This window comes from Pseudomonas sp. C9D1 (genome assembly GCF_056491235.1).
In genome coordinates this window covers 532,020-545,646 of sequence record NZ_JBSZIE010000003.1, presented here as the reverse complement: position 1 = coordinate 545,646, position 13,627 = coordinate 532,020, and the positions used below count along the sequence as shown (strand labels likewise).

General features: G+C 64.2%; 8 protein-coding genes, 1 tRNA gene and 1 pseudogene. 4 read left to right on the top strand and 6 right to left on the bottom strand.

Features of this window, described 5'->3' with window-relative positions:
* The first annotated feature begins 67 nt into the window (after nucleotides 1–67).
* The 4 genes and pseudogenes from ACXI0U_RS29995 (at nucleotide 68) to ACXI0U_RS29980 (ending at nucleotide 5,442) form a co-directional block, all read left to right on the top strand.
* Nucleotides 68–1,135, top strand: coding sequence for an NAD(P)/FAD-dependent oxidoreductase (locus tag ACXI0U_RS29995; RefSeq protein WP_479551279.1), 1,068 nt, complete (start codon nucleotides 68–70; stop codon nucleotides 1,133–1,135).
* Between the two features lie 111 nt (nucleotides 1,136–1,246).
* Nucleotides 1,247–2,616: pseudogene (locus ACXI0U_RS29990) on the top strand (transposase).
* Between the two features lie 419 nt (nucleotides 2,617–3,035).
* Nucleotides 3,036–3,110: transfer RNA gene (locus ACXI0U_RS29985), tRNA-Arg, on the top strand.
* A gap of 25 nt (nucleotides 3,111–3,135) precedes the next feature.
* Complete coding sequence (locus ACXI0U_RS29980) at nucleotides 3,136–5,442, top strand: hypothetical protein (RefSeq protein WP_431484697.1); 2,307 nt, start codon at nucleotides 3,136–3,138, stop codon at nucleotides 5,440–5,442.
* A 216-nt stretch (nucleotides 5,443–5,658) separates the two neighbouring features.
* On the opposite strand, the gene ACXI0U_RS29975 is transcribed toward ACXI0U_RS29980, so the two are convergent.
* The 6 genes from ACXI0U_RS29975 to ACXI0U_RS29950 form a co-directional block, all read right to left on the bottom strand.
* The gene (locus ACXI0U_RS29975; RefSeq protein WP_374980510.1) at nucleotides 5,659–7,029 is read right to left on the bottom strand and encodes a transposase; all 1,371 of its coding nucleotides are present in this window, start codon (nucleotides 7,027–7,029) and stop codon (nucleotides 5,659–5,661) included.
* Nucleotides 7,030–7,430: 401 nt separating this feature from the next.
* Nucleotides 7,431–9,098, bottom strand: coding sequence for a GMC family oxidoreductase (locus ACXI0U_RS29970; protein ID WP_479551278.1), 1,668 nt, complete (start codon nucleotides 9,096–9,098; stop codon nucleotides 7,431–7,433).
* A gap of 17 nt (nucleotides 9,099–9,115) precedes the next feature.
* Nucleotides 9,116–10,417: a carbohydrate porin gene (locus ACXI0U_RS29965; protein ID WP_479551277.1), complete on the bottom strand. Its 1,302-nt coding sequence runs from the start codon at nucleotides 10,415–10,417 to the stop codon at nucleotides 9,116–9,118.
* 108 nt (nucleotides 10,418–10,525) lie between these two features.
* Nucleotides 10,526–11,260 (bottom strand): SDR family NAD(P)-dependent oxidoreductase, encoded by a 735-nt coding sequence (locus ACXI0U_RS29960; protein ID WP_479551276.1) that lies wholly within the window; start codon nucleotides 11,258–11,260, stop codon nucleotides 10,526–10,528.
* Nucleotides 11,261–11,262: 2 nt separating this feature from the next.
* A complete protein-coding gene (locus ACXI0U_RS29955) occupies nucleotides 11,263–12,321 on the bottom strand; it encodes a 2,3-butanediol dehydrogenase (RefSeq protein ID WP_479551275.1) in 1,059 nt (352 codons plus the stop codon).
* Nucleotides 12,321–13,592 (bottom strand): MFS transporter, encoded by a 1,272-nt coding sequence (locus ACXI0U_RS29950; RefSeq protein WP_479551274.1) that lies wholly within the window; start codon nucleotides 13,590–13,592, stop codon nucleotides 12,321–12,323. The genes ACXI0U_RS29955 and ACXI0U_RS29950 overlap by 1 nt, the downstream gene beginning before the upstream one ends.
* Nucleotides 13,593–13,627: the final 35 nt, after the last annotated feature.

Genomic DNA, 13,627 nt, shown 5'->3' with positions numbered 1-13,627 from the left:
CAGGGGCTCATGTCATGAAATCACACCGTTGTCGTACCATCGGCACCTCGACGGAACGGAGGTGGATATGGAAGGAACCCAGGGCAAGCGAATCGTCGTGATTGGTGCAGGCATCGTGGGTGCGTCACTGGCCTATCACCTGGCGGCCAAAGGGGCGAAGGTCACTGTGGTCGAGGCTGAAGGTATAGCGTCGGGAGTGACGGGCCGCTCATTCGCCTGGATCAATACTTCATACACCGGGCCTGACCCCATTGCGCAACTGCGCGGCGCTGCAATCGAGGCGTACCGCCAACTCGAAACCCAGCTGCCTAGCTTGAATATCCGCTGGACAGGCGCCTTGTCCTACAGCGGAGTGCAGAGTGGCGCGCTGCCGGTTGCACAGCGCCCGTTTTCGACGAGCCAGGTGTCCCGATCACAGATTCTCGAGCTTGAACCCAATCTCAAGAACCCTCCCGAGTCCGCCTCATATGCGGCAGAAGAGGGCGCGCTGGACGCAGTGGACGCTGCACATGTGCTAATCGCCGGTGCCAGGGCGCATGGCGCGGAAATTCTCACCCAGATGCCGGTTCTCGGTTTTGAAATCCAGCGTGCAAGGGTCATCGGAGTCAGAACGGCGATAGGCACCCTCGAGGCCGATACTGTCGTAGTGGCCGCCGGGACCGCCATCACCACGTTGACGGAGATGCTTGAGGTGCCGCTTCCGATCGAGGCCTCACCGGCCATCTTCATCCGTTACAAGGCCCAGCCCAACCTCTTGCGCACCCTTATCTCCAGCACCGAAATGGAAGTGAGGCAAACCACGGACGGGGCCTTGCTGGCGGCAGAGGATTACCTGGATGACGCGCTGGAAAATCAGCCGGACGCGATAGCGCTTCGAACTGCCAGGGCGATCCAGCGCGAACTCCATGGCGCTGTTTCCGTAGAACCGGAATTGGCCTGCGTCGGGCTCAGGCCCATGCCTGTCGATGGTGTCCCCATCATCGGCTATCTACCCAAGGTGCACGGTGTCTATGTGTGTGCAATGCACCCTGGCGTGACACTGGCGGCGATAGTGGGGCGTCTTGCCAGCGAGGAAATCATGGATGGAGCGATGCAGGGTGCTCTTGATCCATGCCGGCCAGATCGATTCCTGTAAGCGTGGTAAGTCCTGATGCGAGGCCGCTAGCGGCCGATTCTGTTGAAAAAGTAGCTGTCGCCCCCTGCCGTCGGCAGAATTGCTCTGTCAGCGAGCGCGGGGGCGAATAGCATGATGGGGCAGTTACCGGGAGGGCAGCAGCGCCTGTTCTACTCGTTCAATCTGGAAGACCACGTTCCTCCCCAGCATCTCTTGCGCAGCATCGACCATTGCCTGGATCTTAGCGATCTGCGTGCACACCTAACCGACTTCTACAGCCCCATCGGACGCCCCTCGATCGACCCAGAGTTGATGGTGCGCATGCTGGTCGTTGGCTACTGCTACGGCATCCGTTCCGAGCGACGGCTGTGCGAAGAAGTGCATTTAAATCTGGCCTATCGCTGGTTCTGCCGACTGGGCCTGGAAGATGAAGTCCCCAATCACTCGACCTTTTCGAAGAATCGCCACGGCCGCTTCCGTGACAGCGGACTGTTTCGCTGGTTGTTCAATGAGGTACTGCGCCGCTGCATGGCGGCTGGCCTGGTCAAAGGCGAAGGCTTCGCTGTGGACGCCAGCATCATCAAGGCGGATGCCAGCCGGCAACGTGGGGTGGCGGGAGATGAAGTCGATTGGCGTGATCCAGCGCTCAGCAACCGCGCTGTGCGCGAGTACCTTGAAGCCCTTGATGAAGAGGCGCTGGCTGAAGCTCTTCCCAAGAAAATCTCGCTCACTGATCCGCTGTCCCGTTGGACTGCTGCACCAGGCGGCCCGGCCTTCTTTGCCTACTCCACGAATTACCTGATCGATACTGAGTACGGCGTGATCATGGATGTGGAGGCGACTCCGGCGCACCGTACCGCCGAAGTCGATTCGACCAGGACGATGGTGGAGCGTGTCGAAGCGCAGTTCGACCTCACGCCGGAACGCCTCATCGGGGACACCGCCTACGGCACGGCCCCGATGCTGGCCTGGATGGTCGAAGAAAAGAACATCGAGCCGCATGTGCCGGTGTGGGACAAGACCGAGCGCAAGGACGACAGCCTCTCCAGTAACGACTTCCTCTGGAGTCCGGAGGCCAATGAATACCGCTGCCCAGCCGGCAAACCGCTACGCAGTGAGTGGCGCACCTTCACTCAGCAAAGATCGCGCGTGACCAAGGCCAACACCATCATCTACCGCTCCAGCCAAACCGACTGCACCACCTGTCCGTTGAAAGAAAAGTGCTGCCCCAACACACCGAATCGGAAGATCGTTCGCAGCGTCCATGAGGCTGCCCGCGACGTAGCTCGACGCATCGCCAAGTCACCGGAGTACCTCGTCTCCCGCTGCGAGCGAAAGAAGGTAGAGATGCTTTTCGCCCACCTCAAACGGATCATGAAACTCGACCGTTTACGATTGCGTGGCCTGACGGTGCGACTGACGAATTCACTTTGGCCGCGACCGTGCAAAACTTGCGACGCATGGCCAAGCTTTTGCCTAACGGGCCGCCACTCACGGGATAGGTACGCCTGCTGTGAGCAGAAACCCTCGAATTAACCTTCAAACCTGAGCCAGAACGCTCAGCGAAACACCAAAAGGTAACCTGAAGTGGCTTGCAGCCACTTCTACAGCAGGCACACCTGAACGGCTGGCTGCCGTTGATACGACTTTTTCAACAGAATCGGCCAATAGCGGACGGCCAAACCAGCTAACGCTGGTTGAAGCACGCATCTACATAGCTAACGGCTACCGCATGTTCCTTGCGTAATGATTCAACACTATGTCTCGATCAAGGCACTCGCACGGTCTTTCTTTGAGCAAGACAAATGAGGGTGGCGCAAGCGGACTGCTCTTGTCCGCTCAGCACCACATCGAGCTCTACGATGAAGTACATGGAGGGGCTTCACATCTCGTTGGTGTTACCCGACAATTCCCGTTCTACTCCGGGGTAGTTCAGCGGTAGAACACTCGGCTCCTAACCGGGTGGGCGCTGGTTCGAATCCAGCCCCCGGACCCATTACACCGCACGGTCATGAGGACACATGTCCAGGCAAGATACCGAATCTGACGGGACACTTGGCATCGGCGCGGGTTATGCGATCTTCCAACTGTCGAAAGCGTTGATCGCTCAGGACAACAGTCTCAGTGAGGAAGCGCGCGCCAACGCAGCCGAACGGATCATGCGCTGGCAGCAGGTGATTGCGCATGCTGTACAAGGTACTGCGCAATACGGCTCACGCACACCGTTTGTGGATATACCAGCCTGGGTGACGCTGGAAGTCAGTACCGGCGGCTTTGCCACCGGGCGTCTGCTGGCTGGTGGTGAACTGACAGAGTATGAACGCGAACTGGCTGCATCGATCCGGGACGTCCGCGCGGGCTTTGAGCGGCTTGACATCAATACGTGGCATCTCACTGATGAAGGCTTGGAAGCGCTGCAGCACCGCCTGATTAGGGGCGATTACCGGATCGATGTGCCGGAGGAGGCAGCACTGCCGACCGTGGCCTGGCTCCTGGGGCAAAAGCGCGCGGAGGAAGCCCGGAGGCTGATCGAAACGATCGTGCCGTTCTTCGACCGTCTGCGGTTCTTTCCGGCACCTGCGCAGGGGCTGCCGGTCTCGGCGGCAGAAGTACATGTTTTCCCTGTCGGTGAGATCAAGCAGCAGCTTGCGACGCTGCCCGCCCAATCACGCCTGGCTGTCCAGAAACAGGTCATTGAAACCCGTCTGCCACTGTACGACGCGGCCATCAGCCATTTTCTCTTGACCTACTTGGAGGAGTGGCCTTGCCGGCGTTATCCGGAGGGATGGCACGAAAAGGCAGCAGAGCTTTGCACCCACTTCGATGCCACCTGCCGCGCTGGCACTCCCTCCAGGAGCCGGGTCGTGGAGTTGTACACATTGCTCGCTCACTGCTCCCGCGCTCCGAGCACGCTGACGGGGCGCCAAGTCGGACGTATTCGTCGGATCGTCGGTGATTTCGTGCGCAAGCATGGTCTTCCCGATTCGGACGCCCATTGTGAGTACCGGTCCAAGCAGAGGTGTGAGGTGGCCGCGCCTGGGCATCACCTCATCGCAGAAGCTGTGTCGGTGCGCCTGGCGCGATATCCGGCTAATGCAGGAATTTCCGACTTCTCCTCCCTGTCAGAGCCGATCACCGCCGAGGAATCGGAAGCCTTCAAGCTGACAGAGGGAATCGGACTTCCAAAGGCGATCCACCGGCGCCTCGAACGTTGCCGCAGTGGGACGATCACTGAATTGATCGATTGTGGAGTAATCACCTCAGGCGACACCATCGCGCAGGTGTTGCCCGCGATGACTGCCGAGATCCGCAGCGCCGGATTCCGTGATGCTGTACTGCGCATGCTGTATGCAGCGACGTATCGATCGTTCCGTCGTCGTCGCTCGTTACTGCTGCTGAACCTTCAGAACCAAGTCGCCCTGAACGAGTTGCCGTGGGTCGCGGCAGTAGAGGGAGACCGCCAGCTTCACGCCGGCGCGGCGGATGCCGCTCGCCAGGCGCTTGTCGAAACGTCGGCATTGACGTTCTCCGCATTCCCGCATGCAATCCTGCCCAACAAGCTACTGCAGGAATTCCACGCACTGGCCAAGACTGCGAAATTGGATCTTCCATTCGTGGACGAAATCGCCGCGGACATCTTCATGGGTGAGTTTTCGAACAAGTTCATTGAAGCCGCTAGGCGTGCGGCCAGGCTCATTGCGGGGACCTTGTACGCCCGCTACTACGACATCGACACGGATGCATTGGCCACGATTCCCGACAGGCCGAAATTGCAGACGCCGGAACCTTGGTGGCAGCGTTCACAAAACAGCAGCGATGCGTTGACGATCCTGAGTGCGCGTCGCGCGAAGGCCGAACTGGGCAGCTGGCATCCCGCGACCAACGGCACGATCATCGAGCAGCAACAGATCCTAACTACGCAGAATCTCGCCCCCCTCTTCTGCGAACTCGATCTGAAAATGCTGTTGCAATCACGCCTGGGGAAACTTGCTCTGACTTGCTTCGAATGGATCTGCGCACGCCAGCAAATGCGGATTGCGTGCTATCACGCTCGTCTCGTGATGCTCAAGAACACTGCTTATGCTTGGCGCCAGATGGTGTTCTATCTGTCCATGCTCGACGAGTCTGGAAGGTATTCCGCGTTCGCAGACATCGAAAACCACTTCGCAGCGCAGCCCGCAACTTTTCGGGACAGGTTTCTGCCCGCTATGAACGGGCTACGCTTGGCAGCCGCTGGGCACCGGCTACCTCAGAGCGAACCTACTGCCGAAGGCGCTCGCGTTTTTCTCGGATGGTCTACCAATCCGCATTGGTTGTTGTCGTCATAATTAACCTGCCCATACAAGGACGGAGACAGGGTCGCTTTTGAAGTCTGCTTTTGACCGATTCTGTTGAAAAAGTCGTATCAACGGCAGCCAGCCGTTCAGGTGTGCCTGCTGTAGAAGTGGCTGCAAGCCACTTCAGGTTACCTTTTGGTGTTTCGCTGAGCGTTCTGGCTCAGGTTTGAAGGTTAATTCGAGGGTTTCTGCTCACAGCAGGCGTACCTATCCCGTGAGTGGCGGCCCGTTAGGCAAAAGCTTGGCCATGCGTCGCAAGTTTTGCACGGTCGCGGCCAAAGTGAATTCGTCAGTCGCACCCGTCAGGCCACGCAATCGTAAACGGTCGAGTTTCATGATCCGTTTGAGGTGGGCGAAAAGCATCTCTACCTTCTTTCGCTCGCAGCGGGAGACGAGGTACTCCGGTGACTTGGCGATGCGTCGAGCTACGTCGCGGGCAGCCTCATGGACGCTGCGAACGATCTTCCGATTCGGTGTGTTGGGGCAGCACTTTTCTTTCAACGGACAGGTGGTGCAGTCGGTTTGGCTGGAGCGGTAGATGATGGTGTTGGCCTTGGTCACGCGCGATCTTTGCTGAGTGAAGGTGCGCCACTCACTGCGTAGCGGTTTGCCGGCTGGGCAGCGGTATTCATTGGCCTCCGGACTCCAGAGGAAGTCGTTACTGGAGAGGCTGTCGTCCTTGCGCTCGGTCTTGTCCCACACCGGCACATGCGGCTCGATGTTCTTTTCTTCGACCATCCAGGCCAGCATCGGGGCCGTGCCGTAGGCGGTGTCCCCGATGAGGCGTTCCGGCGTGAGGTCGAACTGCGCTTCGACACGCTCCACCATCGTCCTGGTCGAATCGACTTCGGCGGTACGGTGCGCCGGAGTCGCCTCCACATCCATGATCACGCCGTACTCAGTATCGATCAGGTAATTCGTGGAGTAGGCAAAGAAGGCCGGGCCGCCTGGTGCAGCAGTCCAACGGGACAGCGGATCAGTGAGCGAGATTTTCTTGGGAAGAGCTTCAGCCAGCGCCTCTTCATCAAGGGCTTCAAGGTACTCGCGCACAGCGCGGTTGCTGAGCGCTGGATCACGCCAATCGACTTCATCTCCCGCCACCCCACGTTGCCGGCTGGCATCCGCCTTGATGATGCTGGCGTCCACAGCGAAGCCTTCGCCTTTGACCAGGCCAGCCGCCATGCAGCGGCGCAGTACCTCATTGAACAACCAGCGAAACAGTCCGCTGTCACGGAAGCGGCCGTGGCGATTCTTCGAAAAGGTCGAGTGATTGGGGACTTCATCTTCCAGGCCCAGTCGGCAGAACCAGCGATAGGCCAGATTTAAATGCACTTCTTCGCACAGCCGTCGCTCGGAACGGATGCCGTAGCAGTAGCCAACGACCAGCATGCGCACCATCAACTCTGGGTCGATCGAGGGGCGTCCGATGGGGCTGTAGAAGTCGGTTAGGTGTGCACGCAGATCGCTAAGATCCAGGCAATGGTCGATGCTGCGCAAGAGATGCTGGGGAGGAACGTGGTCTTCCAGATTGAACGAGTAGAACAGGCGCTGCTGCCCTCCCGGTAACTGCCCCATCATGCTATTCGCCCCCGCGCTCGCTGACAGAGCAATTCTGCCGACGGCAGGGGGCGACAGCTACTTTTTCAACAGAATCGGCCGATAGCCGCCATTCCCATCAGTAACGCCGCCCCCCATGCGGCGTTTTTCATTTCTGCACCTTTAGAAAAACCGCTTCCAACTCGGCCCATCTCTTAGCAACGGATCACCGCGCGCGGCCATACAACGTGGCAGGTCGTGCCGGGCGATCCAGGTTTCGCTTTGCGAGCGTGGCATAGGGGGCGCGAAGGAGACCGGCTAAACGACGGGGCGGTGTAGGGGCGACTTCAGTCGCCAAGGGATGCGCAGCATCCCCCTGCGATACCGAGTGGCAGACCTGCGGTCTGCTTGGCGACTGAAGTCGCCCCTACATGCCGAGCACCCTAAGAGGTCAGCACGGGCTGGGCGGTGGCATTGGATTCCGGGTGAGTCGCAGCGCGCCGCGTACCCAGAATCATCTCCGCCGCCTTCTCCGCGATCATCATCGCCGGGGCGTTGGTGTTGCCGGTGATGAGGGTGGGCATGATCGAGGCGTCCACCACGCGCAGGCCGTCGATGCCGTGGACGCGCAGCTGGTCGTCGACCACGGCGAGCGGGTCGTGGCCCATTTTGCAGGTGCCGACGGGGTGGAACACGGTGCCGAGGTTGTGGCGTATCCATTGCTCGATCTGCGCCTGGCTGTCGATGGCTTTGCCGGGCACCAGTTCGCCGCGCAGGTGCTGGCGGAAGGCGGCGGTGCCGGCCAGGCGGCGTACCAGGCGCACGCCTTCCACCAGCTTGCGCAGGTCTTCGGGGTGGCTGAGGAAGTTGGCGGCCAGGTGCGGTTTGTCGCGTGGGTCCGGTGAATTCAGGCGTACTTCACCGCGGCTTTGCGGGTGCATCACCGCCACGTGCAGGCTGATGCCGTGGCCGAAGGGCACTGGCCGTTGCGGTTGGTTCTTCAGTGCCGGGGCGACGATCAGGCCCAGTTCCGGTGTCGGTGCGGCCGGGTCAAGCCGCAGGAAGCCGCCGGCTTCCACGGTGTTGGAGGTGAGCGGGCCGCGCCGGCCGGCCAGGTACTGCCAGGGCGAGCGCAGCAGCGGCCAGAGTCCGCGCGGGGAGAGGCCGTAGCCCAGGGCGGCGTCGCTGCGGTACATGAGCACCACGTCCTGGTGGTCCTGCAGGTTCTGGCCCACGCCGGGCAGCTCGTGGCGCAGGGCGATGCCGTGGCGCGCCAGCTCCACCGCCGGGCCGATGCCGGAGAGCATCAACAGCTGCGGCGAGTTGATGCTGCCGGCGCTGAGAATCACCTCGCGCTCGGCGAACAGTTGCAGCAATTCCTCGCCCTGGCTCACTTCCACGCCCACCGCGCGGTCGCCCTGCAGCAGCACGCGGTGGGTGAGGGCGCCGCTGAGCACCTGCAGGTTGGGACGCGTCAGCACCGGGTGGAGAAAGGCCCGCGCGGCGCTGCAGCGCTCGCCGTTGATCTGGGTGACGTGGAAGGGGCCGATGCCTTCCTGATCACTGCCGTTGAAGTCGGCGTTGTAGCGCCAGCCGAGTTCTTCGCCGGCCTGGTAGAACACCGCATTCACCGCACTGGGGCTGCGCAGCTCGGCGACGTTGAGTTCGCCGCCCTGGCCGTGCCAGGCCGAGACGCCGGGCTCGAAGTGTTCCGAGCGGCGGAAGTAGGGCAGCACCTCGTCGTAGCTCCAGCCGCGGTTGCCCTGGGCGGCCCACTGGTCGTAGTCGTGGCGGTGACCACGGATGTAGATCATCCCGTTGATGGCGCTGGAACCGCCCCACACGCGGCCGCGCGGGCAGGGCACTTCCACTTCGCCGCTGCCGGTGGCGTGGCTGAAGCGGTGCATCCAGTTCCATTTCGGGTTGGCGATCAGGCGGATGATGCCCGCCGGCGTGCGGATGTAGCTACCGGGGAACAGGCTGCGGTCGCTGGGGCCGGCCTCGATCAGGCAGACCGAGAGGCCCGGGTCGGCGGAGAGCCGGTTGGCCAGCACGCAGCCGGCCGAGCCGGCACCGACGATGATGTAGTCGAAGCGACGGGGTGAGGTCATGGCGGATTCCTTGCGGTTCACAGGCCCAGCAGCGAGCCGACGTCGAGGGTCAGCTGCAGGGCGACGACGAAGCCGTCGCCACTGATCTCGGTGGCGCCGGGGTTGTAGTAGTTGTCCGGGTTGAGGAGGTACTGGACGCTGGGTTCCAGGGCGAGGTGGCGGGTGAGGGCGAAGTGGCCGTTGCCTTCCAGTGCGTAGACATCCCGCGAGCCCTGGCTCGGGTCGCCGCCGGCGGCGATGCGGCTCTGGCGCTGGAACTCCAGCTGGTGCGGGTTGAGGCGCAGGTAGCTGGCCTTGAGGTTGAGTTTGTCGCCGGGGCGCTCGAAGGGCGCGAGCCAACTGATGCCGGCCTCGGCGAAGTGGCGGAAGGGCTGCTTGTCGTCGGCGGCGGCCGACAGCGAGCCGAACAGCTGTGCCGCCTGGGGCGCATCACCCTGGCCGCCGTCGGCGCGCCACACCGTTTGCTGGAACTTGAAGAAGGCGCCGCTGCTGCCGTGCTCGCTGGCACCGGTGAGCGGGTCGGTCTGTTTTGAGGTGTTGTGGTAGCCGTTGAGCTCGTAGTGGGAGCTGTAGGGGTTGCGCTCGACGCCCTCGCGGCGGCCGATGCCGTAGAGCAGGCTGGTGCCGCTGGCGTCGGTGGTGCTGAAGTCCAGCCCGTGGCGCTTCTTCAGGTAGTCCACGGGGTTGGATTCGAAGGCCCCGGCGTGCAGGTACAGGTCCGGCGTCAGGCGGTATTTCAGGTAGCCGCCCCAGGCGCCGTAGGGCGGCGGCAGCACGCCGGTGGAGGCGTCGATCACCGGGTCGTTGCAGGTGACCTGGCTCTCGCAGTTGTAGATGAAGAAGTAGCGGCGCGCGTTGGTGCGGCCCAGGTGGGTTTCGAGATTGCCGTCGAGCCATTGCTGCTCCCAGGTCAGCAGGCTCAGCTGGCTGGCGCCGATGTCGTTGTGGATCGGCGCGCCGCCGAAGTAGCTGCCGACGGCCCCTTGCCAGGCGCCCGAGGTGGGCTGGCCGGTGTTGCGGTCGAGGATGAACTGGGTCTGCTCGATGTGCAGGGCGGCGCCGTCCAGGCCGGCCATTTTTCCCAGGTCCAGGTCGGCGCCGAGGAACAGGTCGCCGCTATTGCCGAAGCTGTGCGGGCGCGGGCCGGTGTCGAGGTTCTTCACGGCCAGGCTGAGGAATACCGCGTGGGTCTTGATGCCGTGTTCGGCGAGCTGGCTGCCCAGCTCCGCCAGTGGGCCGGGGGCCTCGTCGGCGAGGCCGGGCAGCGGCAGCAGGGGCAGGCTCAGGAGCAGGGCGTTGCGGGCCAGGGTGCGGTTCATGGTTGGGCGGTCCTTTTTTGTTGTTGTTAAGGCGCGGTTGTTTTGGGCAGCAGGGCCCCGCCCCGGGGCGCGGGCTCCGGGGTGGGCGTTTTCGGGTGGCTCAGGGCTTCAGGTGCAGAGGTAGCCGCCATCCACGGCGAGCACGGCGCCGGTGATGAAGCTGGCCGCCGGGCTGCAGAAGAAGGCCACGGCGGCGGCCACCTCGGCCGGTTCGCCCCAGCGCTCCAGGGGCGTGCGCTGCATGATCCGCCGGGTGGCTTGCGCATCGGCCTTGAGACCGGCGCCCAGGGGCGTATCGATCCAGCCGGGGGCGATGGCGTTGACGCGGATGCCGAGGGCCGCGTACTCGATGGCCAGCGACTTGCTCAGCTGCACGATGGCGCCCTTGCTTGCGCTGTAGGCGGGGCGGTCGGCCGAACCGAAGGTGCTGAACATCGAGGCGATGTTGACGATGCTGCCGCCCTGGCGGGTCAGCAGCTCGCGGGCGCACTGGCTGGCGCGCATCGCGGCGACGAGGTTGATCTGCAGCACGCGCTCGAAGCTCGCCGGCTGGTATTCCTCGCGGTCGCGGCTGATGCCGGCGCAGTTCACCAGCACATCCAGCCGGGGCAGGGCCTGGATGGCTGCTTCCAGCGCGGCGGCATCGCTTACGTCCAGCTCCTGCGGGCGCACCAGCGGGTGGCGCGGGGTGAGCGCGCCATCGGCGTTAAGCCCGACGGCCAGCACCGAGGCACCCAGCTCGGCGAACTGCAGGGCGATGGCGGCGCCGATGCCGGAGGTGGCGCCGGTGACCAGCACCTGGCGATCACGGAACAGCCCGGGGTTGAAGGTCGATGTGTGCATGTTCAGGCCTCCGCCAGTTCGGGGTTGGGATTGACCAGCACCTTGATCTGCGCCTTGTCGGCCAGCAGGGCTTCGAAGCCATCGCTGACGGCGCGCTCCAGCGGCACGCAGCGGGTCACCGCGCGGCCCAGGTCGAGGCGGCCGCTGTCCAGCAGGGCGATCAGCTCCGGGTAGACCTCGCGGTAGCCGACGCTGCTGGTGATGCGCAGCTCGTTATTGACCAGGTGGAAGGCGTCGAAGCGCGCCTCGCCCATCAGGCCCACCAGCACCGCCTCGCCGCCCTTGCGCAGGCCGTGCAGGGCCGCGTCCAGTGTGGCCTGGGTGCCGGCGGCCTCGAAGGCGCAATCCACGCCACCGCTGGCTTGCAGCTGCTGCGCCACGTCCACCTGGCGGGCGTCGAGCACGCGCTCGGCGCCGAACTCCAGAGCCCGCGCCAGGCGCTCGGGGGCCACGTCCACCGCGACTATGTGCTCCACGCCGCGCAGCCGGGCGAGGGCGATCAGCAGCAGGCCGATGGGCCCGAGGCCGAACACCGCGCAGCGGTCGCCGGGCTGCAGGCTGCTCTGGCGCAGGGCGTGCAGGGCCACGGCGGCCGGCTCCAGCACGGCGGCCTGGCGCAGGCTCACGCCGGCCGGCAGGCGGTGCAGCATGTAGGCCGGCACCCGGGCGCGCTCGGCGAAACCGCCATCGCCCATCAGGCCGATGAAGCCCATGGAACTGCACAGGTTGTACTGGCCCGCGCGGCAGTAGCGGCAATCACCGCAGCGGTAGATGGGCTCCACCGCCACCCGGTCGCCCAGCGCGAAGCCCTGCACCCCGGCGCCCAGTGCGGTGACCACGCCACTGAACTCGTGGCCCAGGGTCAGCGGCGCGCGGCAGCCGGACAGCGGGTGCGGCTGCTGCTGGGGGATGGAGTGCGGGCCGTCCTGGTACTCGTGCAGGTCGCTGCCGCAGATGCCGCAATAGGCCACCTTGAGCTCCACCTCGCCGGGGCCGGGCGGGGCGATGTCGAGGGCGTCCAGGCGCAGGTCCCGGGCGCCATGCCAGCGCAATGCGTTCATCAGGGTTGTCCTTGCAGGTTGGCGGTGTCGGCGAGGGGGCGGCCGGCCTGGCGGGCCAGCACCGTGGGCGCGGTTTCCTTGAGGAACAGCGAGAGCAGGGCGGCCAGCAGGGCGCCGCCGCAGCTCATCCACATGACGATGGAGAGGCCGTAGCGGTCGGCGGCGAAGCCGGCGATGGTCGGGGCGATGAAGCCGCCCACCAACTCGCCGATGCCCATGATCAGCCCCAGGGCGGTGGCGATGACGCCGCGCGGCACCGTCTCCGCCGGGATGGTGGCCATGAACAGGGTGAAGCAGCCCAGGCCGGTGTAGGTCAGCAGCATCAGCGCGCCGAGGCTGAAGGGCGTGGGCGCATAGAGCAGGGCCAGCGGGCAGCAGGCGGCGACCAGGGAGAACAGCACCAGGGTCGGGCGCCGGCCGATGCGGTCGGAGATCGCCGCCACGGCGAAGCCCCAGAACACCCAGGCCACGCCCAGGCAACTCATGATCCCGCCCATGCTCGCCGGGCTGTAGCCACGCTGGCTGACCAGGAAGGTGGGGGTGAAGGAAATCAGCACGATGAACCAGGTGAGGAACACGCAACTGATCAGCGTGCACAGCAGGATGTTGCGGCTCTTCAGCAGGGCCAGGCGGCCGCCGAGCCCAACGCCGTTGCCGGCCGTGCTGGCGTCGGGCTTGCGTACCCGGTCGTCGGGGCGCACGTAGCGCCAGATCAGCCAGGCGATCAGCAGCCCCGGCACCAGGGAGATGACGAAGGCATGCCGCCAGCCGAAGGCCTCGGCCAGGCCGATCAGCACTGGTGGGCCGATCACCGCACCGAGCAGGCCGGCGGCCGAGCCCTGCAGCAGGCCCATGTTGAGGCCGCGCCGATGGGGCGACGAGGCCTCCACCATCAGCGATTGCGACAGCGGCAGGATCGGCCCCTCGGCCAGCCCCATCACGCCCCGGAACAGCAGCAGGCTGAGGAAGCCGCCCACCAGCCCGGACAGCGCCGAGCACAGCGAGAAGAGGATCACCGCCGCGATCAGCAGCGGCTTGCGCACGCCGTTGCGGTCGGACCAGAGGCCCACCAGGGCCCCGGATACCGCCCAGGCCAGGGCCAGCACCGACGACAGCATGCCCAGGTGGCGGTTGCCGAGCTGCAGCTCCTCGGCCATGAAGGGAAACAGGAAGGACAGTGCCAGGCGGTCGAAGAATACGAAGCCGAAGGTGAGGAAGAGCACGCCGAGCAGTACGTTTTCGTACCGGGCGTTGGAGGTCGTGGGCGCCATGTCGTTCTCCTCCGGGGCGCCGTGCGGGCGCCCCG

Excerpts from the sequence above, each read along its gene's own strand:
- ACXI0U_RS29995 (WP_479551279.1), top strand. The coding sequence starts at position 68 with ATGGAAGGAACCCAGGGCAAGCGAATCGTCGTGATTGGTGCAGGCATC.
- ACXI0U_RS29980 (WP_431484697.1), top strand. The coding sequence starts at position 3,136 with ATGTCCAGGCAAGATACCGAATCTGACGGGACACTTGGCATCGGCGCG.
- ACXI0U_RS29975 (WP_374980510.1), bottom strand. The coding sequence starts at position 7,029 with ATGATGGGGCAGTTACCGGGAGGGCAGCAGCGCCTGTTCTACTCGTTC.
- ACXI0U_RS29970 (WP_479551278.1), bottom strand. The coding sequence starts at position 9,098 with ATGACCTCACCCCGTCGCTTCGACTACATCATCGTCGGTGCCGGCTCG.
- ACXI0U_RS29965 (WP_479551277.1), bottom strand. The coding sequence starts at position 10,417 with ATGAACCGCACCCTGGCCCGCAACGCCCTGCTCCTGAGCCTGCCCCTG.
- ACXI0U_RS29960 (WP_479551276.1), bottom strand. The coding sequence starts at position 11,260 with ATGCACACATCGACCTTCAACCCCGGGCTGTTCCGTGATCGCCAGGTG.
- ACXI0U_RS29955 (WP_479551275.1), bottom strand. The coding sequence starts at position 12,321 with ATGAACGCATTGCGCTGGCATGGCGCCCGGGACCTGCGCCTGGACGCC.
- ACXI0U_RS29950 (WP_479551274.1), bottom strand. The coding sequence starts at position 13,592 with ATGGCGCCCACGACCTCCAACGCCCGGTACGAAAACGTACTGCTCGGC.